Source organism: Bacteroidia bacterium, assembly GCA_033391075.1.
Classification (GTDB): Bacteria; Bacteroidota; Bacteroidia; order J057; family J057; genus JAWPMV01.
The window spans coordinates 124,200-147,640 of sequence record JAWPMV010000002.1; the positions used below are offsets into that span (position 1 = coordinate 124,200).

Consider the following 23,441-nt stretch of genomic DNA (forward strand, 5'->3'; position numbering starts at 1 on the left):
TTAAATCCCCCTTGATTGAAGTTGCTCTCTCAATTTAAACGCTTTTTCAATCACATCCAGTCTCGGTTTTCGCGGATCAGGCTTGCCTACTGCTTTGCCATCAGCCTGAATATCGAGTATCTCGTTCTTTTTGAGCGTATAAACGGGCCATTTCGGTAGTCCCTTTCCATTCGGATCACCGGTCTTGGCGAAATTTGTCCAATAGGTATTCATTATTTGCGCGACCTGTTGATCTTCAGGTGTTGTCTCAGGGGCTCCCCAGCGGGCATCAAGCGTGTTAAAAACATAGGCAATTTCAGAACCGTGTCCAGCTCCAAACCGCATGCGCTCCTGCATGGGGGCGGGAACATAACCGAAATGGTAGATGTATGCGGGTGATTTTTGGGCTACAAAAGACTTGGCGGTTAAGCGGCCGGGCTCAGCCCATACCCAATCTGTGTTAAACTTTGTGATTACTTCAGCAAATTCTTTGGTACCTTCCGGATCATAAGCAGTTTTAGCCTCCTCTGCGAGTTCTCCGAAAAGGGAGAACAATTCTTCCTTTGTGCTGCTGGTATTCACAAAACTTCCCCCGATTTCTGCGCTATTCGACCCAATCATCAGGGGGATCTTTGCCTGCCTTCCTGCCTTATATGCGCTTTCGGCAGATTCTACTACAAATTTCCCATCGAGTATTGGTCCTGAATAGGTACGCGGACCTCCCTGTCCATCAGATTCCTGACCTCCGTCTACAATCTCTTCTACGCTCAGGGCGCGCAACTTAGCCAGGGCGGCTGCATCTGTACCTTCTATCCCATGTTTGCGGGCAAAATTTATTCCGATGGTTTCTGCTGAAACCTTGTAGAAGGGATCAGCATTTTCTGTACGTATCGGCCTCCCGGTAAGTACGCCGTCCCTGCCGCCGCCGGATTGACTAATGGCTTTGTGAAAAAGCCCTTTCGCATCCGGGATAGTCATCAGGGAATGTACAGAGACGCCACCTGCAGAGAAACCGAAAATCGTGACATTATCAGGATCGCCTCCAAATACAGCAATATTTTCCTGTATCCACTGAAGCGCAGCAATCTGGTCCATGTAGGCATAACTTCCCTTGGGTTCGTCGGGATGCTCCGCGCTCAGAGCAGGGAAGGCAAAATGACCCAGCCGTCCCAGACGGTAGTTGATGGTGATCAAAATGATCCCTTGTTTGGCAAATGTATGACCTGCCGTACCGGGACCTGAACCACTTCCACCCACGAAGCCTCCGCCATGTATCCACACCATGACTGGCAATTTTGCATTCGCTTTAGCCTCTGCAGGTTTCCAAACATTCAGGTACAGGCAATCTTCGGATGAGCCCTCACTAATCGTACCGGGAGCAGCCCCCCAACCGGACTGCGCGCAATTGGGACCAAAAGTATTTGCATCACGCACGCCTTCCCATGCGGATACGGGCTGCGGCGGTCGCCAGCGAAATTCGCCAACAGGCGGAGCCGCATAGGGAATCCCCTTGAAGATAGAGACCTCAGCTTCTGTGACACCTTGTAGCATGCCAGAGGCGGTGCGAACTGTGGGGGATTGCGCATGTAAAGAACATGCAATCACAGAAAACAAAAATATGTTAATCAATTTTTTCATGGGAATTCAGGTTAATGGATGCTCGACTATTTGCCGAATCAACAAAGGTGTCTATATATGACAGATGAGCAAGTATACAAATCACTGCTTTCCCTACCATTTTTACTGATATGATTCAAAATCAGTACGTTAATGAGTTATATTATTATATACTTTGGTTTTGGTAAAGCAGAAAAAATATGAAAAGCCTATACAGATTTGATACCGTCAGCCAGTACAATGCCCTGAATCAGCACGAGACCTTGCACCCCCTGGTCAATGTCATAAATTTTTCTCAGGCTGATCCCAGGGACTGGGATGGGCAGAAGAAGATCCGGCTCTCCTTTGGTGTCTATTGTGTTTTCCTGAAAGAAATAAATTGTGGGAATTTAAGGTATGGGTGTAATTATTATGATTATGAGGAAGGTACCCTCGTCTTTGTTTCACCAGGACAAGTAGTGGATATAGAAACGGATGGGAAGGTGTATCAACCCAAGGGATATGCGCTGGTTTTTCATCCCGATCTGATACAAGGGACACCCCTTGCAAAAAGCATACAGAGCTACAATTTCTTTAGCTACAACACCAATGAGGCCTTGCATTTATCCGAACGTGAGCGACAGATTATTTTGGACTGTTTTTCGAAGATAGCCTATGAATTGCAGCAAGGAGTTGACAAGCATAGTAAGAAACTTATGTGCTCAAACATTGAGCTATTCCTGAATTACTGCGAACGTTTTTACGACCGCCAGTTTATCACCCGTGATAATGTTAATAAAGGTATTTTAGAAAAGTTTGAGGAGCTGCTGAATGGCTATTATTCCTCGGACAAACCGCAAAGAATCGGCTTGCCCGCTGTTGCTTATTTCGCAGAAGAATTGCATTTGTCTGCTAATTATTTTGGGGATTTAATCAAAAAGGAAACAGGAAAATCGGCAAAGGATTACATTCAAGGAAAAATAATTGAGGTCGCTAAAAACAAGACTTTCAATTCAGATAAAACCGTAAGTGAAATTGCCTATGAATTAGGATTCAAATATCCCCAACATTTTACAAGACTTTTCAAGCAGCGTGTGGGATGTACGCCGAATGAATATAGAAACCTGAACTAGGACAACAAATATATTTATACCTTACCCGACAAAGGTGCAAAACGCTTTTTACAGAAAGCAATCAGGGGATTTGAAGTTATGAAAATGGGGAGCATGAAAAATCGTGCAGTACCCCTGTGGGAAATTCAATTTCAATGCTCCAGAATACTTGCCTTTGTTGTTCAGGAAATCGAGCTTATTTTTTGAAAAACGTTTTCACTCAAATGCCTCATGGTTTTTTATAGTTCCCTTTTAAGTAGTTCAAGATGGTAAGCGTAACACTTTATAATGGTTATGCAAAATATGTTGCTTTAGCCATTTTCTACCTTAAGACTTTACAGTATCACTTCAATTTGTCCTTTTTGTCGCTACATTGATGAATACCCTATATGCGCTATTCCCAAGCAGAAAAATACGAACTTATTCAGCTGGTTGAACAGTCTGGATTGAGTGTTCGAAAGACGCTCAAAGAGCTGGATATCCATCCCAGTACTTTCTACAATTGGTACAACAGGTATCTGGAAAAGGGATACGAGGGCCTGGCTCCATCTAAAAGCAAGCGAAAAGGATTCTGGAACCGCATTCCAGATGCTCAAAGAGAAGAAGTAGTTGATCTAGCCCTCGATAAGCCGGAGCTTTCTCCTAGAGAACTTGCTTTTCATATTCAGGACAAAAAGGGCTGGTTTATCTCAGAATCAAGTGTTTATAGGATTTTGAAAGCCAGAGGATTGATTACTTCTCCAGCTTTTATTCTCATAAAAGCTGATAAAGAGTTCAAAGACAAAACCACTGAGGTTAATCAAATGTGGCAAACCGATTTTTCTTATTTTAAAGTTATAGGTTGGGGCTGGTATTATCTCTCTACTGTGCTAGACGATTATTCCAGATTTATTCTCTCCTGGAATCTTTCTCCCACGATGAGAACTGAAGATGCTGAGCATACCATAAAGCTGGCCCTTGATTTTACAAATCTAAGTAAAGAAGAGGCACCTAGACTACTTTCCGATAACGGCTCAAGTTATATCTCAGATCAGTTTAAAGAATTCCTCGAAGAAAAAGGACTATCTCATATTCGGGGAAGGCCCAATCATCCTCAAACCCAAGGCAAGATCGAACGCTATCACAGGTCAATCAAAAATGTCATCAAACTGGAAAATTACTTCTTCCCTGATCAGCTTAGAGAAAATATCAGGGAGTTTGTAAACCATTACAATCATCACAGGCATCATGAATCTCTAGAAAACCTCACGCCTGCTGATGTCTACTTTCAGAGAGGAGAGAAAATCCTCGAGCGTAGACAGAAGATCAAAACCAAAACCCTAAATCTCAGACGCTCTTTTTACAAGCAGACAAAAACTGCTGCTTCAACTTAATTTTTTATCTTTAGCTCATATGAAATTCACACCTTAAATATCAGACCTCTGCTCCACTTTCTTTTGACGATATACACTCATCCTTCAAAAGTTTTACAGGTAATTTATAGCTAACCCACAAAATCTGGCTTCTCAATTAAAACCCTCACCTCTTGATGAATCCGTTCAAAATTTCGCTGCAGCTCCCGCTCTGAGACTTCTCCTTGCGGAGAGATCTCCTGACCCTGATTCGCTCGTCTTTGGATCTTCCCCCAAAAGCTTTCGTTTCTTTTTCCGACGGTGAGCCCTACAAATTCTCCTACCCTCAGGCTCATAAGCTCTGGTCCGGTGATAAGCTCTGCTTCGCGGATTCTGTGCGAATAGCTCTTGCTCCTTCGGGCAGAAAAAGTCCCCTCCCCCGACTGTGAACGGGAAAACTCTATCACCTCCTTATCTCCTTTGCCAAAAATGCGGGAGATGTAGTCAGCCGTTTTTTGATTGGCTACCCGGCCAAAAAGTTGATTGTTGAGATTTCCGATAATCACCTCCGCATGTACCTGTCCGTAAGACTGGATCATCTGGCTGATGTCCTGCGCCATATAAATAGTGGCTATCTTATTCGATCGGGCTGTAGCAGGAATTTGATCGAACTTGGGAATATACAAGGTTGGCGCTTCATCCAATAGCGCCAATGAATGATGCTTGTGCTGCTCATTCATAAGCTTTAGGGCAACGGTTATAATCAGGCTCACCGCAGGGGCCAAAGTATCTGCCAGGCTTGGGCTGGTGCCTATGCATAGAAATACCGGTTTTTGGGGATCATTAAGATTCAGGGAAAAATCATCTCCGGATAAGACCCAGGCAATCTGGGGATTATTGAGTGAGGATAAAGCGATTTGCAAGGTTCCTATCATGCCCGATATCTGTTTGGCTGATTCTGCTTTAAGGGCCACAGAAAGAGAAGCAATCAGTCCGGCCGTTTCCGGATCTTCTTCCAGTAGCCGCACCAGGCTTTCGTAATTCTTATTGCAAATCATAGCCACCACATGCGGCAAACTGCTCATTCGTGGGTGATGTTTTTTCATGTACCAGATAACCGCTGTCAGGATGGCATGAGCAGAGCGCACCCAAAAGTCCTTTTGCTTGATGGACTCAGGCATGAGGTTGGAGATCAGGCTTAAGGAAAACTCCTCGGCATAAGCCATGATGGGAAGGTTCTCAGGCTTTAGGGGGTTGATCCGGGATGATCGGCTGAGGTCCGTAAAACTTACCAGCTTAAGCTTCGGCTGTATTTCCCCCGCCTTAGCTTTCCTTTTGAGGTAGCTATTATATACCGTTTGGGAAAGAGTGGGGAATTTAAAGTCATAGACTATGCCCGCATAGTTTTTTTCGATGGCTGCTTCTATAATCGGCTCAGCGACTGAATAGCTTTTGCCCGAACCTGCAGAGCCGATCACTAATATCCCCCTGAAGGGATTGCTGATATTGATCCAGCCGTCTTTGAGCCTGAGGCTAAATCCCAATTTGCTCTTTATCCGCTTTCTGGGATTTTGTATCCGTTTTAAGCTTGGGGTACTGAGGCTCTTTGTCCATATGGGAATGCTACTAAGGCAAAGGAAAAATGAAATTGGATAGAGCAGGTCTAAGTAGGGCAGATAATCCAGGCGGTACATTAGCAGGAGTCCTAATACTGTCAAGCCCCCAGAGATCAAGGCCGCAGGTTTGGAGATGTCCTTATCATCCTGATCCTCCCTTTCCTGATAGAACAGAAAAAAAGAAAGCATATAAAGCAGTATCCCTCCATACCGCAGAAGTAATCTGTAGGTATACACATAAGGAATTAGCTTCTTCCAGATCATTGCCTCCCCTCCTCCCCCACTCCAAAGGATATAATATTCCAAGCCGGCCAGAGAAAGAAAAAAAGCACTTAACCCAAATAGCAGGTAAATTTCTGCCTTCGTTTCTTTAGCGTTCATAGTCTCTATCCCTATATTGCTTTCGGCTCATCTGCCTTTTTCTTACCGGAAGTACCCTCCCCTGCCCTATCAGGTCCGGATCATAAGCAAGCTGATAATTGGCTCCCTTTCTAAGGGCTGAGCCCAGCTTCCCAATTCCTGCCGGCTGGCCCTGAATGTTTCTCTTTGCAGACTTTTGTTCCAGGCCTTCTTTTGCGCTTAGTCTAGGTCTTGCTCTTTCATTAATCTCTCTTTGCATTCCTCCCTTTAGCCTTCCCACAGCTTTCTTTTGAGAGAGTCTCTCTGCAAAGCTTTCGCTGGGTCTTCTTTCGTACTTCATCTCTTTATCCCAGATCTTTTCGGCCTTTTCTACAAAAGCCTCTCTGTCAAAGCCGCCCCTAACCGCTCCGCTTTTTGTAGCCCTGTGTTTGGAGAGCGGGCTAAGTTTTATCTTATTCGCTACATCTTTTCTAGATACTATGACATGAATATGTGTCTGAAGGCCTGGCTTTGTTTCTCCCTGTTTGGCTCTACCTGCTAATACATCCGGATCCTTGCCATGATAAGTTCTGCCCTGCTCAATCTTGGCAAAGTACAGCAGATCGCGTCCTTCCAGGCCCTTATTAAAATTCTTCGCATAAGCATCCATGACAGTCCGGGTATAGGCCATGAGCTTTTTTTCATCATTGCCGATATGTTCCAGCTCTTTTTGGGAAGGGGAAATATTGATCAGGAAAAACTTGGCATCTTTCTTCCCCAGATTCTTCTTATTTGCATCCAACCTCCGAACCGCTTCTTGCAGCCCTAGCCGATCGCGGCTATGGGAAAAAAAGTTTCTCCTATCCTGGGGAGCTTTGCCCTTGTTTTCCTTATCCAAATAGCGGGCTAGTTTAGCAGCACTCCCGGTATTACTCCCTTTCTCTGCCCTCGTAATTTTGATGTTCATCTCCCTTCCTTTATCATCATAATTCTTCCCGATTCATGCAGCTTAAATCGAAGTGATCCTTCCTTACCGCCTTCATGTTCGAAGCCTGTATAGACTTTCGTTATTCCCCCATACAAGAGTACATAGATATCCAGCTTCGAAAAGACCAGGTTCCCCACCGAAAGGGGCAAAAAGAATTCACAAGCATTGCAGCGAATCTCTTCCTCTTCCAGCCTTAGCTCTTGCCATACCTTTTCACACATCGGACAGCAAAGCCCATCAATGCCGGGGAACTTACTGCCAGTTGTAGCGGCCTGTACTGACAGTCCTTCTAACTTATCCCATTTGGCAAAGCCCGCCTCCAAAGACAGCATGGCCTCTGCCATGGGTTTGATAAATGCATGTTCATTCGTCTTTTGCATCCTGACCAGAAAGTCCAGTTGCCTTTTGATCCCCCCCAAAACTTTGTTTTGCCCAGCGCTGCTAAAGGACTTGGGATCATATCCTGTGCGGTGGAAAAACTCTACCATAGCATCGAAATAGCTCCAAAGGCTTTGCTCTGCTGCTTCTGCCAAAGACTTGGCTTTTCGATGGGCCGAAGGGGAAATCTTTACATTTACCCGCTTTGTATCCTTTTTTGTATCCATACTCAGCTTCATTATCAGGCTCTTAAGCCATTGGAGATACAAAAAAGATACTCCGGGCAGGCAAAATCGCCTCGCAGAGCAAGTAGAACGGGATAGCAAAGCGGACATCCCGTTCCATCTTGCTGTCTTTCGACACGAGGGGGCCGACCGCTGGACTGAATGAGGAAACGAATGAAGGATAGCCCCTGAGTCTTCGAAAGACCCGAATGCACTGAGTCTTGCCCCTTGCTCTGAAAAGGGAAAGCGAAGCAAAGGAGGCTGCCTCTCTTTGAGCCCCTTTCTGTAGACTTATACGCTCTTACTTTTTGCTTACCGTACATAAAGAAAAAATATATGACAAAATCGTCATATACAATTACGGGCTCCTTAGCCAAAAGATTCAGTTCCTGTTCTTTCGGCAACAGAAAAGATGTTTCGAAAGCAGATAGATTCGTTCGAAATATCAGCTTATTTCGAACTCCTTTGAGCGCCCAAAATCCCAGAGATGGATTTGGGCAAAGCGGATCGTTTACATTTCCCCTGAATTGGCAAATGAATAATAACCTCTTGAAGAAATGATCACATGATCCAAAACCGGGATGTCAAACAGCTTCCCAGCTTCCTTACATTTTTGGGTGATATTCCGATCTGCCTGGGAGGCTTTTAAATTGCCACTGGGGTGATTGTGGACTAAAATTATTGAACTGGCCAGAAGCTGAACGGCTTCTTTAAAAATGATGCGAGTATCAATTACCGTTGCATTTACTCCTCCTTCGAAAAGCTGCTTGGCCATTTTAAGTTCATGATTGCGGTTGAGGTACAGCACATAAAATACTTCATGATCCAGGTCGGCTAAAGTAGGTCCTAAAAACTTTGCAACAGTTTCTGCGGAATTGATCTTTGTTCGGCTAAGCTCTTCTTTGCATTTGCGTCTATAAATTTCAAAGGCTGCTAAAATGCTCCATGCCTTTCTCTTTCCTATGCCCCTAACTTTCATCAGATCCAATAGGCTGGCTGAGGCAATAGCGCTTAGGCTTCCGAAAGACTTAAAAAGCTTCTGACTTACTGCTGTATTGCCTGTTCCCATAATTAAAGAGAGAAGTTCCAAATCTGATAGACTTGCCAGACGGATTCCTCTTAATTCTAGCGGATCCTGCTTCACATTTCTTAAGCTGATAATCTTTGTCATTGTCTTGAGAGTTTTGGGGATTCCCCCCGTGAAAAAATTTTTCTCTCAAGCTTTCAAAGTACTCCCCTCCTGCGGAGCGTTCGTAGCAGGGACTTAGCCTGTCCATACCTGCGGGCAAAAAAATACACTCGGACCCACCGCTTTCAGGCCCACACTCCATTGGCCCAAAATTGTCCAATGCAGTGCGCACAATGCCAAAGGATACAGGGCTAGCGGGCCTCCCTTTGCTGAATCATCAGCAAGGGGAGGTTTGGCTTGCGCCGAGGGGTCCGAGGAAGATTTTTTTGTCAGCAGCTCGTCTTGGTATTGACCGGCTGCGATGATGGGCATATTCTCTCATGAAGCTTGAAAGAAAAAAAGGGCTGGTGGGAGGCCAGAAATCCTATAAGCAACAAATGGGATGCTTAGAAGAATGGGGATATTTCCTAAGCCTGCAGATGATCTGTTAAGCTTACTTATTCCAGAAATTTCTTATCATCATTGAGCCGCTTATCTCTGGAGAAAATCTCCAGCTGACTTTCTGCTATTTCACACAGCCTTGCAAAACGGGCTTCCTTGCTGGCACCGGCTTTAATGAGATAAGAATTATGAGTCTCTAAATTTGATAGAACAATCAGCTGGGTAATGCTCGCATGATCGCGAATGTTGCCTTTGATGTTTGGGTTGTCTATTCGCCATTGTTTAGCAGTTTGCCCAAAAAGAGCCAGATTGATGAGGTCGGCTTCGGTAGCGTAGGCCAAACTTTTTTCGCGACCTTCTAACTTGGGGATAAGATTCTCTTCTATTGCAGTCGTTTGTAAACTGTAATTGATCTTGGAAAGAAATCGGCTAGTGTCCCATTCTAATTCCTTTTGTTTATACTCCTCTGACTTAAGGCGTTGGAATTCTGTAATTAGAAAAAGCTTAAAGACTGGTTCTAGCCAGGAAGCAAATTCAAATGCAATGTCCTTATGAGCATAAGTTCCCCCATATCGTCCAGATTTTGATATAATTCCTATTGCCGAAGTCCTCTTTATGTAATCTTGCACCCTCAATCTTATCCTTCCTTCAGAAGCCTGTATTTTAAAAGGGGTCATTTCCCCCCCTTTAAAATCTGGATTATACATCTTCTCCCATGCTTCTAGATATAATAGTGTGCTGTTGTTATTTAACCACGATCGAACAACATCTTTCGGTTCCTGGGCATATCTTCTCCTAGCAATATCAGTTAGGCTTATATAGTCATTTTCATTAACTACTTTAATCGAAATCTCTTGTCCTTCTATATTGATTTTCTCTGCCATAATTCACTCATTTTTTATTTAATCCCCTAAGCTCTACTTGCAATTCTTTCACCTTTTGTCCTACAAATTCCAAAAATCTACAGAAATCTTCGCAGCTTTCATGAAATCCTCCTTCACTTTTGAGCTCCACCCAATCCTGTATGCCTATTTCTACTTCAATAGAAGCTGATTTGCTAGCAGAAGGAATAAATCTATACGTCTTCGAATGCAAATTCTTCCTAATCAAGCCAAAGGCAATAGCATTTGCTACCCGCTCATAATGGGCAGCTATATTCCCTACTTCTCTTCCAAGCGTCCATTTGTCTATCAAACAAATGAAGCAAGTCTTATCAGATATTCTGCGTTGAAAATGTTGATATTTCACTTCGATATGGAATCGATCATATTCTTCAGCTATTAAGCCGTATTCTGGATGATACCAGCATTCCTCAGATTCCCAGTAAAAACTATAGGTCTCTTTGATCAACTGGATATTTGCAATCTCTTCTTTCATATGGTCAAAATGAGTCATCCAGCCAAAACAAATGTATGCCTTTATTAGCAAAAAGACTAAATAAGACATCATTTGGCTAAGTTTTGTACCAAGGAATTACAAAAGGGAGACTATATTGAATAGTCCCCCTACCCTATTTATGCTTCTAAATCTCCTTTCTCCAGCGCTTTTTTGTAATATTTGCTAACTGATTTGGGATCAAGACTCGCCTTTTCGGCTATTCGAGCTCTTACGTACTTGCCTTCTTTTTTAAGTGATTCGCGAGCTACTTTCAAAAATTTATCGTATTTCTTAGAGTCTATACTCCGATACCTATCAGGTTGAAATTTCTTCGAAAAACGGGGATGAGTATTATCCAACACTATTTCTTTGGTATGGTACTCAACTATAGCTCCCGGATCACTTATGTAGTGAATTTTTTCCTTGTTTTTGGGAAGGATGTTCCCGGGGGTTTTATCCTCATTTTTACCAGCCTCCCATTCGTCCAATTTTTCTTCGATCTTCTTCCAAATATCCAGGATGCGTTCCTCACTTCCTTTGAGCAAGGGTTCCAAATGTACCGGATCTAGGGTCTCAGGTTTCATTTGCCGAAAGCCGATTTGATCTATGTATGGCTTGCTTATGGGATCGCTCTGCTGAGGCATTGAAGTATGGCCCGACTGATCCATCTGCGCCAAAATCTGCTGCATGACTTTCATGGTATCTGCATTGCCTTGCTGATAGCGGGCACGATGTGCCGCAGTCAAGGCAGTTTGTCTATCCTGACGGGTTTCGTGCGCAGCCATGAGTTCAGCTTCTCGCTCGGGATGGATGGCTGCTACCGCTCGATCCGAATAATGATTGGAAACAAAGGACAGCAGAATAGCCAAGGCATATGCAAAATAGACCAATTTCCGATGCCCGCTTTGTTTGTCTGTGATGGCCAGATCAAAACGGCTTTTGTCCCGATGGTAGTCGTCTTTAGCCGCTTCGGTTTTGGTGGCCTGCTCCGAACGGATGGCTGAGAGTTCTGCTTTGTATTCGGCTTCTATGCCCTCAATCTTTCCTTGCAGCTCTGCAATCAAACGAGAACCAAAAGGCGTAATGGCTCCATTCCAATGCACTGCTCCGGTACCTGGCTTGTAAGGACAAGTCGATTTACAGGAACGATTATGCCCAGCCTGAGCAGCCTTGCGGGTATCCTTGATGGCAGCGATTTGAGCTTCCAGTTTTTGGATTTGAGGTTCATAGGTCTCCTTGGCATTGGTGCGCCGGGCTTCGAATTCAGCGCCCAGATTGTCCAAAGGATTGGCCATGACAGCCGTGGTAGTTTTATAAGATACAAAGTCCACGCCCTGCAGATTGGCATAAATGTCCAGGAAAAGCAGAGCAATCAGGCCGATGATGGCCGCGATAAACATAGGTTCATGTCCCTCGGTTTTGTATTTCCTCCCGGCAAAATAGTCCAGACTAGTCGCAGTAATAGACGAAATCAGGAAATAGGCAATGAGGGCAATGCTGATGGTTACCAGATAGGGCAGAAAGTCGCCATGAAGGTCAGCGAATCGCTCCAGCATTTTCTGGTAGAAATTCAGGCTCATAAAGGCATTGTACCAAAGCACAATGAGGGTAAAGAGCTGGGCGGCCACAAAGACCCAAAACCATTTTCGCAGGGTAGGCGCATCCTTGAGTTTACCCGTAAAGCCGTCAATGATGGTGCGTAGGTTATCAAACATGGTGCCCTCCTTTCTGGATAGTGAGCGAACATTTTCGGAGGAAAAGGAGGAAATCTCTCTTTTTTGGCCTCGGGATGGGAGGCCATAGGGGTGTTTTTGTTATTTTTGGCATAACAATTTTTTTGTTAAAAACCCTGGGTAGAAGTTTAGCGACGATATACCTGGGGTTCTTTGTTTAAATAATTTTGATAAGGCTTTGAAGAACTCTGCTTCAAAGGGCAGCATTCGATTTGATGAACAAAAAGAACATCAAGCGTGATCAAACAATCACAATTTAGAACTTTTTGATTACTTATAAAATACTTTTTAACTACTTATAGATTACATTTAAGAATTATCCTCTCTTTTTATCATCTTTGGGTATGGCAAAAACCGAAAAATCGGATACTGGGCTTCCACTTTCACCAGAGAAATTATATACAGCCAAGCAATTGGCTGAAGCTTTAGGTTTATCGGAACTCACAATAAAAAGAAAAGCCTCTGAAGGGGAATTAAAAGCTTATAAAAAGTTTAAGAAGCTTTATTTTTATGGGGCTGAAGTGATAGAGGCAATAAAAAAAAAGTGAACATTATTTCAGTTTAATCCAACTGCCTTTTATATAAGATTGTAGTTGTGTGTTCTTCTCCTAATAATTCTCTATAATATTCATAAATATTCTGGAATAATTTTCTCGCTTTGCCCGTTTCACCCAAATCTCGATAAACATGAGCTAAGCCGTTCTTTGCCAACCAAATGTCTGAGTCATTATTTTTCCCATAATGTTCAATCAATTCTTCAAACAGGATTTTCGCTTTTTCTAATTTTCCCATATGACTATAAATAGTTGCTATTTGATATTTATAGACTGATATAAACCTATATTGTTCTCCAAACTTCTGAAGATCTGAAACTAAGATCCGTTCTGATAACTCTAAGGCTTTTTCTACTTCCTTAGTTTCAAGATATATCCAGGCAAGTTCATACATGTAAAGAGAAATTTTAGGGCTTCCTTCTCCAAATATTTTTTTAGTAGAATTAATCGCCATTTCAAGTAAGTTAATGGCTTTTTCATATTGCCCTTGGCGCTGATAAATTTGTGCTAGATTGGATCTATGATTGGTAATTACAAAATGGTCTTCTCCATACCTTTCTAAATCAGATTCGAGCACCAGCTTCATTAATATCAATGCACATCCATGAAATCCTCGACTACTTAAATTAGTTGCTAAATTGGCTCTTCTAATTGAGATGATCGGATGGTTTCCATCATGAATTTTTAGATCAATATCCATTGCACTTGTATATAGCCTTGTAGCTTCATCATCATATCCTAATCCACCTAAAACAATAGCCATATCACTTTTTTTTCTTGAAACTCTTGCATTCTCCATCCCGAAGTTTAAAATATCTGATTTTATCGATGCTTCTAGTAGTTCATGAGCTTCATGATATCTACCAAGTTCATTATATAAAATCGATAAGGTATATCTACTATCGGCAACCTTGGGGTGATTTTCGCCAAAACTCTCTAAATAACTCGTAAGGGTGGTTTTAGCTAGAAAAAGTGAGGCCTCAACCTTACCCATAAAATAAAGAACATAAGGAAGGTTCTTTTTTAAACTGCTTAATCTTCCTTTTTCATCTGCTATATGTTTTAAAATTGATTCAGCATAGAGGGCATAATCAATCTTATCCAATACATCTAATCCAAATTCATTTCCTGTTCCATCAAATCGTTTGCTTATTCCAGATATAAGTTTTGTGCAGTTATTAATAGAAGGTTCTATTTTAAACCTGATTAATTCTTGAACAAGTTGATGAATGTGAAATGTATCTTTTTCGGGAATCTTATATATCCAACCTTTCTCAAATAATCCTATTATAACATCTTCAAAAGAGGATTTGTCTTCTCCCTCGTTATCAAAAATTTGACAGAGATGCTTCCATGAAATCTCTTTGGAAGGTAGAACAGCCCACTGAATCAAAACCCTCAACTCATCTTCTGATAATTCATGCAGCTCAAAAGCCGCCAATAAATACCCATAAACTTCTACCTCCCGATCACTATGCTCCACAAATACCTTCCGACTAAGCTTTTCCAAATCTTTCTCTTGAAGTAATTTCAAAATCTTCTCTGGAGTCGTACTCGGACTCTTTTGACAAGTCTTGGCAAAGAGCTCCAAAGTCAAGGTATGATAGCCAATATGCTCCAAAAGCGATTCAACATCCTCAGCCTCATATTTCCTTTGTGGATAGTGCAGGTAGAATAATTCCAATGCTTCTTCCCGAGGGAGTTCGTCCAGTCTTTTTACTGCAAGACCAGAAAGTTCCTTTCGGGAAGTAATAAGCACTTGCCAGTGAGGAGCCTGAGGGAGATCTCTGCGAATCTCCTCCAATGAAAAACCTGCATTATCTATGATCAGTAGATTTTTGCCTGTTTGAGTCCGTAATCTTTTAAGCATCTCCCCTACCCTGTCAGCAGCACTTTGTTCTTTGTCGAAGACCATCCCTAAGTGTTCCAGCAGCTCGATATCATTTCCAATGGCTTCTGTAGCTGTTTGAAAACCTTTCTCCTCATCCGCTTGCTCACTCAAAACCGATACCCATAAAACTCTGTCGAAATGGAAGTAATTGTTATGCAGATATTGACGAGCCAGGGTGGTTTTACCGATACCGCCGATGCCATTAAGCAGCAGCACCGGTTTTTCTTTTTGGAGCATGTATCTAAGTTCTCGGAGTTCCTTATCCCGGCCTACAAAGTCCTGATGCGATCCGGGGATTTTGTTAAGGGCTTTGGTTTCCGATTTGGGGTCTGAGGCTTTGCCTTCCAACAATCTCCAATTGAGAACGGTATCATCCTGCACATAAAGGCCCCAGGGAATTTCATCTCCCCCTGTTTTGTTTTTCAAAAAGCTAAGATCAATTTTTCTGAAGATACGAGACTCGGAATCCTTTGAGGCAATTATGGTTTTGGCCTGTGAAAACGCGCTTCCCAGGGTACTTCCGTTTAATAGCGATCGATAAAAGGCCAGAGAGAACTCCTTTGCCTGCCGATCGGGTATTACCGTATCTGTCAAGATTACTGCAGGTACGTTCAGTTCCTGCAATCCCTCTAGCATCCCTTTTGTTTCGCAAGCATTCAGAAAGACCAGTTGTAGGTTGTTTTGTGCCTCTTCTTTGAGGATGGAGAGCAGGTTGTTTTTATCGAGGTCTTGCCTTTCCTTGCTCGAGCTTTCCAACTGAAGACTTTCCCCATCCGCATGGCCCGAAAAGTGAAAGATGCTAATTTGGCGAGGGTAGAGTTGGAGGTCTTCGATCAAATGTCCAGCCGCAGAACTGGAAGAGCTATGGTAATAGCCCCAGCCATTTCGTTGGAATACGGCCAGTTCGCTTCTCAAGGCTCTTCGTTCGGGCTCTAAGGCATGAAGAAATGCGCCATTAGAGTCATTGGCGAAGGAGAGGAATATGTGGGGCAGTGTTTCTGACATGGGTTGAGTTTCTTCTTTTACAAAGAAAGGGACTCTTGAGGTATGGGGATATACGGAAAACCCTTAGACCATTTATTATGAATAGGTAATAGGACTTTAGAACAATGCATTCTTTAGTGTAAGCCTAAAATACAGGATTTGATGAATAGAAAGAAATACCAGAAAAGCTATTGTTTTGGGAGATTCCTGGGACCCTTCAACTCAGGCCCACTTTCCCTATTGCGTACACAGGGACACGACTCATGTATGGTAGCTTGGATGTTTTCGCCGTGCGTACACTCCTTAATCCTATTAGGAGAAGGGAATGGAGACAGTGGTGGTGGGTCCCCCAAGCCGCAAATCTCCCATTTCAAAAATCACCTTCTAAGGCACGATCTTTTTCATAACACCTACTTACCCATTCAGAAGCAGAAATATTTCCTACGCGCATTTATACCCCCTTGAACACAAAGCGAAGTACTAAGAACAAAGTAAGTTTTTAGCTACGAAAGTAAAATCTATCTCTCGTCATAGGTGCTTCTTACGAGTTGAACAGATGTGATTCGCACAGCAAATATCTGCTGATTCAGCAAGAATCATGATAATTCAAAAAGATTCCATTTAATTCAAAATGAATTATATTGATTCACACTGATTCCTATCGAATCTCACCTTAGGTTGGCTGAGCATTCAAAAATTTTATGCTTGGATTATTCCTTTATGAATCAAGGTGACTCAGGATAATTCCTACTGATTCAGCAAGAATCAAAAAAAATCAGTTTGGTGTTTTCTGATTCTTAAGGGAGCCGGTATTTGAAAAATCGAGCATTTGCCTCACGAAATTCCTTGAGTTCCTTTTCATCCCAGCGTGACTTCAAATAATCCTTGATGGCTTCATTCATCAAGTCTTTAACAGGAATCTGAGTGTGAGAACTGATCTCTTTCAAGCGGGCAATATCATCCTCATGCAGATAAGCCGTAAAGCGTCTGACACCTTTAGGCAATTCGGATTGCGCACGGGATTTCTTCTTTCGCTTGGCCTTGGATTTTGTTTCCGTTTTTTCCTCAACTTCCGATGTGGAAATCTCCTTGTCAGAAACCTTTGGAGGTAGAGTAGGGGAGGGAGTTACTTTTTCCTCTTCTCGAATTTCATCCGCCTTCACCTGGAGGATGTTTCGGTTTCTCCCTCTGAGCAAATCTTTTTTATCCTTTGCCATCTTTTATTCGGCTTAAAAATTCTTCGGTAAATGCAAGATAATCTTTTGCTCCATTACTTTCAGGTGCATAGCTGAAAATGTCCTGCCCCATATGCTGGGCTTCAGATAACGCAATGTTCCGACGAATCATGGTATCAAAGACCAAATCTCCCAATTGCTCTTTGATTTCCTCCAGGAGTCCTCGGGACAAAATCGGATTGGTATTCGCCATAGTCACAAGCACTCCCAGCACTTCCAGTTTGGGATTGATCCCGGTAGCTACTACCTGTTTTGAGACCTGGTTGATGAAATCGGAAACTCCTCGAACGGGCAAAGACTCCAGGGTAACCGGAATCAATACGCTATCTGCTGCATTCAAGACCGAAAGGGGAAGATAATTGAGCGAAGGAGGGCAATCAATCAAAATGAAATCATACTGATCATTAATCGGCGCAATGGCATCCCGAAAAAAATAATCCGAATTGGGTCGGGAAGGCAATAAGGAATCCAATAAAGTCAAATCCTCGATGGCAGGAATCAGATCAGGTTTTCCTTCCCCAAATGAGAGGATGCAATCTTTGATATCCGGACCCTTTCTGGCCAAACCCGCCTGAAACATCAGCACATCGTAAAGGGTATTTTCCGGTTCTTCAAAGAAATTGAAGGAGATATTTTGATTGCGTTGGGAGTCAATGTCAATCACCAAAACTTTGTAGCCTTTGGATATCAATCCGAAAGCCAGGGCATTGGTAGTGGTACTTTTGCCATTGCCTCCTTTTCGTACAGCTATGGGAACTATCATTCAAGTATTTTAGGTCCTAAAAGTCTATCAAAAGCCCTAGACAAACAAGAAATTTTTAGGATTCTCTCAAAAAAATACCCTTTGCCTAGGTATGTATTTGATTTTCAGGTGCTATCAAATTAAGGTGGAAGAAATTGGGGCTAGAAACCTATCTTCTTAATAATCTATATATAAAAATCTTAAGACTTTTATCTTTCTTTTTTTTCTTTTAAATACTTTACAGTTGCCACATTTCGATGATTATCAGCACTTTACGTTTTATCAAGTGGAAGCATTGTGGGCAATAGGTGGAAGTATTGTGGGGAAACTGGGGAAGCTTTGTGGGCATATTCGGACTATAGGTGGAAAGCATGTGGGAGGAATTTTCTGAACTAGAGCTAAAGGTGGAAGCTTTGGGGAAAGCTTATTTAACCAGCTTTTCAAAGAAGAAACCTGAAAGTTTCTCATTAAACAAGTTGATTTTCTAGCAAAATAGCCAAAAGGTGGAAGGATTGTGGGCATTTTTAACGAAAGGTGGAAGCTTTGTGGGAGATGCCTTAAAGTATTGCTTTAAGTTAAAGTGGAAGGAATGTGGGAGAGATTGAGGAGATTCCATGATAAAGGAAATTCTGCCCTTAAAAGGTCATTTAATCGTTATATGAAAGGATTTTTGCGAAAAAGCATACCTAAAGGTGGAAGGATTGTGGGTATTTGTCAAAGGCTAAGGTGGAAGAGATGTGGGAGCGTAGCTTGAAATACGTGGAAGCTTTGTGGGTAAATTCGCCTGAAAGGTGGAAGGAATGTGGGGTTTGGTGGAAAACTATTTCTGGAATCTTTCCACCTTATCTGTACCTTGCAGATTAATCGCAGTTTATGTTCCTAAAATCCGGCTCATGTTTCATGATCTGAGAGATTTTTATTGAAGCTTAACTTATACAAATGGCAGTAGGACAGGAACTCATGACAGCCCCCAATCCCGTAGCAAGAATTGCAAATAGTTTCTTGTTGCATGCACGCTATGATTTTACCGCAAATCAACAGCTAATTCTCTCTTATTTGGTTACGGGTGTTAATCCTTTTTCGGAAAAACTTTACCAGGTTGATGTTCCGATCAAGAACTTCAAGAAATTGTTGAAAACGGATGAAAGCAAGAAATGGGGAAGTTTTGGGGAAAGGCTGGATTCCATTTTGAGTGATGTTGTGGGAAAGAAAGTTCGTTTTCCATCGGGAGTTACTTACGACGGTTTCGAATTGCCCAATGAAGTGGTCTGGATACAATCTCGGAAAGTCTTTATCGACGATGAGACACGTGAACCTGTGATCCGCTTCAAATTTGGGGAGGACATGGTGCCTTTTCTGATTGGCCTGAAAAAGTACGCGCAAATCCATGTGGTCGAAGTTCGGCCTTTAAGTTCCCGCTTTGCTGTGCGCCTATTCTTTGCCTTGAAAGCCAAAAGAGAAGAAGAGCGAAAATACCGGAACGTTACCCGCGTATCCTATGAACTGGAAGATTTGAAAGATCTCTTGGGGATCCAGGATAAATATAAAGGTCAATTCAAGGACTTCAACCGCTATGTAGTTCAGAAGTGTGTGAATCAGATCAATGAATACACCTCCATAAAAATCATTGAAGTAGAGCGTCAGAAAAAAGGTCGTGCAGTATCAGGTTTGACCTTTGTGGTGATCGATCAGAAGCCCAAGCATAATCCGGACATGAGCCTGCCTGAAGCTCCGGAAAGTCAACTCTCCTTATTTGACATGGTGCCGGAAGATCGGGACCTCAATGTACTCACCTATGCCCAGTGCAAAGCCTACAATTTATTGGTTGAAGCAGGTCTGTATGAAGGCATCGCCTTTCGCAGAATCATTCCCCGAATCAAAGGAGAAGCCCTGGATGGTTATGAAGACCTTTTCGTAAAATTGGCCCTGGATCATATTCGAGATAAAGCCTTCGAGTATACACCTGCAGTTATTGCCAATTGGTGGATCAACAAAGAGAGCTTCGATCCAGGTGGCGATTTTTCTCATGTCTGGGCTAGCATAGTCGAAAGAGTAATCGAATTCCGAAAGCATCAGCAGAAAAAAGAACCTGAGGCTTATCGCAACAGGCAACTAGCCAAAGGCATGAGTTGGGTCGAGTTTTGTGAACGGACGGGGATAGAGGATCCCGGAGATTTGATGAGAGAATAATGTACCTTAGGTAAGTAGGCTCTAATTTTTTACGTTATGAATGGCATTAACAGGGGAGCAATCACCATTGTACCCAAAGATCCATTTTATGATTGGGTGGATAGCACTGATCCTCAGCATCCCTTTCCTCGAGAGATGAAATCCTTTAATACCTACCTCATTGAAGATGATTTTGTAGAGGAGGAAAAAATGATAAAAAAGTATTTCAAGCAAATTTTTGAAAATGAACTCCTTGGGATGTGGACCGATCCGAATGATTGGCCCAAAGTTCGGAGCTTTAAGGTATTTAAGGAGTGGTTTGATTACTATGTTTCGGCTTTGGTGATGGATTTGAGAAGAAGGGGGATCACCTATGATGATTATGGGTGAAAATTTAACCTGTATTTCGTGTTTTTCCTTTATGTTCATGAGGAGGTTCACCTACCCCATATCTGATTGAATCAGTTGATTTTATTAAGCTGGAAAGGCTAGAATTATATTCCAATAGGATCCAAATCCCCATAAATGACCTTCCTTCCTCCTTGGTTCAGCCAAAGCTTCCCTTTAATGGAAGTACAGTACACGATTCCGCTGGGCACAGAAAGCGGGTATTTGCTCCATCCTTGAAGGGAAAGGACCGGAAAATCCACATCTTCTCTGGAAATAATCCGCATTCTTTCGGCGGGAGGCACTTTCATCCGGGAGAGTTTTTCCAAGTCCTGTTTGCTGAGGGAGTAATTTAAGATTGGCCCATGGGCATTTAGGGAATAGCAATGATCGTATAGCCAAAAATAGGGTGTTTTGCCCGGGGATTTGTTCACGATTTGCTGGGCAATTGCATAGATTTTCTGGGGGTGTTTGAGGGCAATTTTGGCAAAAAGCTGGGCTGTCTTGGGTCCGGGGCGATTATGGGTGTTTGTTTGAGCTAAGGAAGCGCAGAATTTTTCCCATGCCTTCCTGGCAATGGGGAGGATCTGAGGCGGCAAATGGGTTTTCCCTCCCCTTGACCCCTCCCTTTCCCGATCTGGAGCCTGTTTTTGAGCGGGAATTTCTCTTTTTTTATTTTTTGAGGAAGAAGAAGAGGGACTCGTAGAGGCTTCCAAAGGAATATTTATATATAGGGGCTTAAAATTAGAAGATGGGCCAGATTGCGCTAAATGAGTGTTTTTAGCTTTTGTAGCTATTGCCAGCTCTTTTGCTGGAGGGTTCTTGGCACGGCAAAGCAGATCGAGCGCTTTTTCAGAAAGTTGGAGCTTATGAGCTCTATTAAGCGAGTGCTTTTCTTGTAAAGTAATGGTAATGAGCCCTGCTTCTTTTAAGGCCTTTAGGTCTGAAGATATCTGTGAAGGGCTTACTTTGAATCTGTGGGATAGATATTTAAGGGTAGATAAATGGGGCGCTAAAGCTTCTAGGCCTGCGTAGCGATGCATGAAACGAAGGAGCTTTGCCCTTCTTAGTTTAAGCTTTATGGCAGTTCCTGGCATAAAAGCGAATAGCTCCTTTTGAGCTTGTACGTACAATCTTTTACGATAAAACTGCCAAAGCTTTAAGCTGCTGCCTTGTATGGCTTTTTTGAGCAGATAGATAAGGCTCCCAAAGCCTAAGCGCAGGCGCGAGGAATGGATATTTCGCTTGATGCTCTCAATTACTTTTGAAAGCTTCTCTTCGGCCTGAAAGAATTTATAGCCAGGCGATAAAGATGCAAGTAGATGGAAAAGCTCTTTGGCAAGGGTCAGGTGGAAAGTATTTATAAGGGCATAGGCTCCTTGTAACCAGGAGGTATAAGAAGAAAAGAGAGCAAGGCCCTGATCGCGTAGCTTTTGGTAAATGGAGCGAAGCAAATGATATTCCCTGCTTTCTTTTCCTAACATTCCATATGTGTAATTCTTGGGAGGAACGTTCTTGAGGCTATTAGCAGCAGTAGGCTTGACAGGGCAGGGGAGGGGAGAGGGATTGAAATAAACTTCTGGATCATAAGAAAAAAATCGGAGGCGATTGAGATTGGCCCCGGAGGGATCATGGCAAAGATCGAGGTAATTATCGAGGTAGCTAGCTACTGCTTCATAATAGATGCTATGATTTTTTAGACTTAAGTGGGGGAGATACACAAAGGCGCAAAGCCCTTTTCCTGAAATTGAGGTATAGATGAGAGATATCCAGGGCAGGCTAGAGAGTAGGGCTTTGGCCTTTAGAAGCTCTGAGCTAAGGAGCTTATCATACTCAATGGCTAGAAGCCCAGAGTGAGTAGAGCAATTTGCCAGATTCTTGTTCTTTTCCGGATCAATTCGAGCATGCGGCAAAAAAGCAGGAAAATGAGCCGCCTTAAAATCCTGATAGTCTGAAAGAGAAAGTTTGCGCTTTTTCTGGGCAAGAATGGTCTTTTGCTTAAAGAAGGGTCCTTTTATCATCTGATAAATTGTCCCTATACTTAAGCAATTAGCGATAGGAGCCTTCAGGGAAGGCGCAACAGATAGGGATGTAGCTATCCCAGGGGAAGAATTCCCAAACATGATGGTTTTGTCAAATGAGTTTCAGGGCTTAGAGCATCCTTATGCAGGAGGCTTAAAGCCTAGGTGATCAACTACCTAAATACCTGGGTAGTTCGAAAAACCGAATGAACAATTATGACAAAAATGTATGACAAATACAAAATATAAAAACCAAATCTTAAAACTCAGGCAAAAAAAATCCGGGGCAAAAGCTCCGGATTCAATGCTCTTTAGTAGCTATATGCTAAAGATCTAGGCGATCGTTTAGTGATATAGCATGAATTTCCAAACCTAAGATGGCAGGAATGATTTAGAATAAAAAATAGAAGGCTAAAAAATAGCAGAGGCCCATTGAGGAGGATATATGAACCTAAAGCAGTCAAAAAATAACTGCTGTTACAGAAGACTATTTATTGCTTAAGGAATTAGGGTAGTATGGGATATTGATTCCATTTTTTTTCTATTGCCAAGGGAATATATCAACATGAGTTTATGTACTGATGAAGTAATCCATTCGACTTTGTATACGTTCATTTATTCCCAGGAGCCCTCTTATAAGAGGGCTTTTTGCTGAACGGAATACTGGGGGCTTACTCTAGGTAGAGATATAGTTTATTTGCCAAGCAGCTTATTTGTAAATAGTTCCAAACAATCAAAAAATTTGACCATTTGAACAAATTTTGGCTGCCATAAAGATTTTAGCAATAATTTTACTTCAGAAGGAAATCAATACGTATCAGGGTAAATAGAAGGCCCGATACTGATGCGGATCTTTGTAGATACATTCGATTAGTCAAACCAGTTATTTATAGTCCAATTGAAAGCCCTTTTCCTAAGGGCTTTTTTTTACGGTATAGCTGAGTTGATTGGGGCCTAGGGAGATATTTGGGTATTCTTTACATGCTGCATTGTCTATTTAGTCCGAAGAAAAACTCTCAGCTGCTTTCGATTGCTTCAGCTCCAGCGCTCCCAAATTGTTAGGGGGAATTAGTAAAGAGAGTTTCAGCTTAGGCTTGAAATTTGACTATTCGCGTAGAGGATCAAAAAACTAAAGCGAGGGGTCTCTATTTTTACGCTCTTACAAATAATTACTATCGTATCAAGGAAGTTTAGTAAAGTCTGGACAAATGGTTC

Annotated in this window: 17 protein-coding genes; 5 read left to right on the forward strand and 12 right to left on the reverse strand. The window is 42.5% G+C overall.

Going from position 1 to position 23,441, the window contains the following annotated elements; translation table 11 throughout:
* Window positions 1-1,617: a carboxylesterase family protein gene (locus R8P61_32930; protein MDW3651925.1), complete on the reverse strand. Its 1,617-nt coding sequence runs from the start codon at window positions 1,615-1,617 to the stop codon at window positions 1-3.
* Between the two features lie 179 nt (window positions 1,618-1,796).
* Here R8P61_32930 and R8P61_32935 point away from each other — a divergent pair, with 179 nt between their 5' ends.
* A complete protein-coding gene (locus tag R8P61_32935; GenBank protein ID MDW3651926.1) occupies window positions 1,797-2,708 on the forward strand; it encodes a helix-turn-helix domain-containing protein in 912 nt (303 codons plus the stop codon).
* A gap of 368 nt (window positions 2,709-3,076) precedes the next feature.
* Window positions 3,077-4,060 (forward strand): IS3 family transposase, encoded by a 984-nt coding sequence (locus R8P61_32940; GenBank protein MDW3651927.1) that lies wholly within the window; start codon window positions 3,077-3,079, stop codon window positions 4,058-4,060.
* 110 nt (window positions 4,061-4,170) lie between these two features.
* Here the strand turns inward: R8P61_32940 and R8P61_32945 are convergent, their stop codons facing one another.
* From R8P61_32945 to R8P61_32975, 7 genes are all read right to left on the reverse strand, one after another.
* Window positions 4,171-6,015, reverse strand: coding sequence for a type IV secretory system conjugative DNA transfer family protein (locus tag R8P61_32945; protein MDW3651928.1), 1,845 nt, complete (start codon window positions 6,013-6,015; stop codon window positions 4,171-4,173).
* Window positions 6,005-6,940 carry a DUF5712 family protein gene (locus R8P61_32950; protein ID MDW3651929.1) on the reverse strand — a complete coding sequence of 312 codons (936 nt, stop codon included), beginning with the start codon at window positions 6,938-6,940 and terminating at the stop codon, window positions 6,005-6,007. The genes R8P61_32945 and R8P61_32950 overlap by 11 nt, the downstream gene beginning before the upstream one ends.
* Window positions 6,937-7,566, reverse strand: coding sequence for a BfmA/BtgA family mobilization protein (locus R8P61_32955; GenBank protein MDW3651930.1), 630 nt, complete (start codon window positions 7,564-7,566; stop codon window positions 6,937-6,939). Before R8P61_32955 ends, R8P61_32950 begins: the two co-directional genes overlap by 4 nt.
* Window positions 7,567-8,074: 508 nt before the next feature.
* Window positions 8,075-8,734, reverse strand: a complete 660-nt coding sequence (gene radC, locus R8P61_32960; protein ID MDW3651931.1) for a DNA repair protein RadC — start codon at window positions 8,732-8,734, stop codon at window positions 8,075-8,077.
* A 455-nt stretch (window positions 8,735-9,189) separates the two neighbouring features.
* The gene (locus R8P61_32965) at window positions 9,190-10,017 is read right to left on the reverse strand and encodes a KilA-N domain-containing protein (protein ID MDW3651932.1); all 828 of its coding nucleotides are present in this window, start codon (window positions 10,015-10,017) and stop codon (window positions 9,190-9,192) included.
* A gap of 7 nt (window positions 10,018-10,024) precedes the next feature.
* Window positions 10,025-10,582: a hypothetical protein gene (locus R8P61_32970; GenBank protein MDW3651933.1), complete on the reverse strand. Its 558-nt coding sequence runs from the start codon at window positions 10,580-10,582 to the stop codon at window positions 10,025-10,027.
* A 65-nt stretch (window positions 10,583-10,647) separates the two neighbouring features.
* A complete protein-coding gene (locus R8P61_32975) occupies window positions 10,648-12,225 on the reverse strand; it encodes a hypothetical protein (protein MDW3651934.1) in 1,578 nt (525 codons plus the stop codon).
* Between the two features lie 362 nt (window positions 12,226-12,587).
* Between R8P61_32975 and R8P61_32980 the strand changes: the two genes are divergently transcribed.
* Window positions 12,588-12,791: a helix-turn-helix domain-containing protein gene (locus R8P61_32980; GenBank protein MDW3651935.1), complete on the forward strand. Its 204-nt coding sequence runs from the start codon at window positions 12,588-12,590 to the stop codon at window positions 12,789-12,791.
* A gap of 13 nt (window positions 12,792-12,804) precedes the next feature.
* Here the strand turns inward: R8P61_32980 and R8P61_32985 are convergent, their stop codons facing one another.
* The 3 genes from R8P61_32985 to R8P61_32995 form a co-directional block, all read right to left on the reverse strand.
* Window positions 12,805-15,114, reverse strand: coding sequence for a tetratricopeptide repeat protein (locus tag R8P61_32985; protein ID MDW3651936.1), 2,310 nt, complete (start codon window positions 15,112-15,114; stop codon window positions 12,805-12,807).
* Window positions 15,115-16,469: 1,355 nt separating this feature from the next.
* The gene (locus R8P61_32990) at window positions 16,470-16,889 is read right to left on the reverse strand and encodes a ribbon-helix-helix domain-containing protein (protein ID MDW3651937.1); all 420 of its coding nucleotides are present in this window, start codon (window positions 16,887-16,889) and stop codon (window positions 16,470-16,472) included.
* On the reverse strand, window positions 16,876-17,670 hold the full coding sequence (locus R8P61_32995) for a ParA family protein (GenBank protein ID MDW3651938.1): 795 nt from the start codon (window positions 17,668-17,670) through the stop codon (window positions 16,876-16,878). The genes R8P61_32990 and R8P61_32995 overlap by 14 nt, the downstream gene beginning before the upstream one ends.
* A gap of 918 nt (window positions 17,671-18,588) precedes the next feature.
* On the opposite strand from R8P61_32995, the gene R8P61_33000 reads away from it, so the two are divergent.
* Complete coding sequence (locus tag R8P61_33000; protein ID MDW3651939.1) at window positions 18,589-19,839, forward strand: replication initiation protein; 1,251 nt, start codon at window positions 18,589-18,591, stop codon at window positions 19,837-19,839.
* A 36-nt stretch (window positions 19,840-19,875) separates the two neighbouring features.
* Complete coding sequence (locus R8P61_33005; protein MDW3651940.1) at window positions 19,876-20,208, forward strand: hypothetical protein; 333 nt, start codon at window positions 19,876-19,878, stop codon at window positions 20,206-20,208.
* A gap of 104 nt (window positions 20,209-20,312) precedes the next feature.
* Here the strand turns inward: R8P61_33005 and R8P61_33010 are convergent, their stop codons facing one another.
* Complete coding sequence (locus tag R8P61_33010) at window positions 20,313-22,226, reverse strand: BT4734/BF3469 family protein (GenBank protein ID MDW3651941.1); 1,914 nt, start codon at window positions 22,224-22,226, stop codon at window positions 20,313-20,315.
* Between the last annotated feature and the right edge of the window lie 1,215 nt (window positions 22,227-23,441).

Bases quoted from the DNA above. Each gene is read 5' to 3' on its own strand.
- R8P61_32995 (MDW3651938.1), bottom strand. From the start codon at position 17,670: ATGATAGTTCCCATAGCTGTACGAAAAGGAGGCAATGGCAAAAGTACC.
- R8P61_33010 (MDW3651941.1), bottom strand. From the start codon at position 22,226: ATGATAAAAGGACCCTTCTTTAAGCAAAAGACCATTCTTGCCCAGAAA.
- R8P61_32990 (MDW3651937.1), bottom strand. From the start codon at position 16,889: ATGGCAAAGGATAAAAAAGATTTGCTCAGAGGGAGAAACCGAAACATC.
- R8P61_32940 (MDW3651927.1), top strand. From the start codon at position 3,077: ATGCGCTATTCCCAAGCAGAAAAATACGAACTTATTCAGCTGGTTGAA.
- R8P61_32935 (MDW3651926.1), top strand. From the start codon at position 1,797: ATGAAAAGCCTATACAGATTTGATACCGTCAGCCAGTACAATGCCCTG.
- R8P61_33000 (MDW3651939.1), top strand. From the start codon at position 18,589: ATGGCAGTAGGACAGGAACTCATGACAGCCCCCAATCCCGTAGCAAGA.
- R8P61_33005 (MDW3651940.1), top strand. From the start codon at position 19,876: ATGAATGGCATTAACAGGGGAGCAATCACCATTGTACCCAAAGATCCA.
- R8P61_32975 (MDW3651934.1), bottom strand. From the start codon at position 12,225: ATGTTTGATAACCTACGCACCATCATTGACGGCTTTACGGGTAAACTC.
- R8P61_32965 (MDW3651932.1), bottom strand. From the start codon at position 10,017: ATGGCAGAGAAAATCAATATAGAAGGACAAGAGATTTCGATTAAAGTA.
- R8P61_32955 (MDW3651930.1), bottom strand. From the start codon at position 7,566: ATGGATACAAAAAAGGATACAAAGCGGGTAAATGTAAAGATTTCCCCT.
- R8P61_32950 (MDW3651929.1), bottom strand. From the start codon at position 6,940: ATGAACATCAAAATTACGAGGGCAGAGAAAGGGAGTAATACCGGGAGT.
- radC (MDW3651931.1), bottom strand. From the start codon at position 8,734: ATGACAAAGATTATCAGCTTAAGAAATGTGAAGCAGGATCCGCTAGAA.
- R8P61_32970 (MDW3651933.1), bottom strand. From the start codon at position 10,582: ATGATGTCTTATTTAGTCTTTTTGCTAATAAAGGCATACATTTGTTTT.
- R8P61_32945 (MDW3651928.1), bottom strand. From the start codon at position 6,015: ATGAACGCTAAAGAAACGAAGGCAGAAATTTACCTGCTATTTGGGTTA.
- R8P61_32980 (MDW3651935.1), top strand. From the start codon at position 12,588: ATGGCAAAAACCGAAAAATCGGATACTGGGCTTCCACTTTCACCAGAG.
- R8P61_32930 (MDW3651925.1), bottom strand. From the start codon at position 1,617: ATGAAAAAATTGATTAACATATTTTTGTTTTCTGTGATTGCATGTTCT.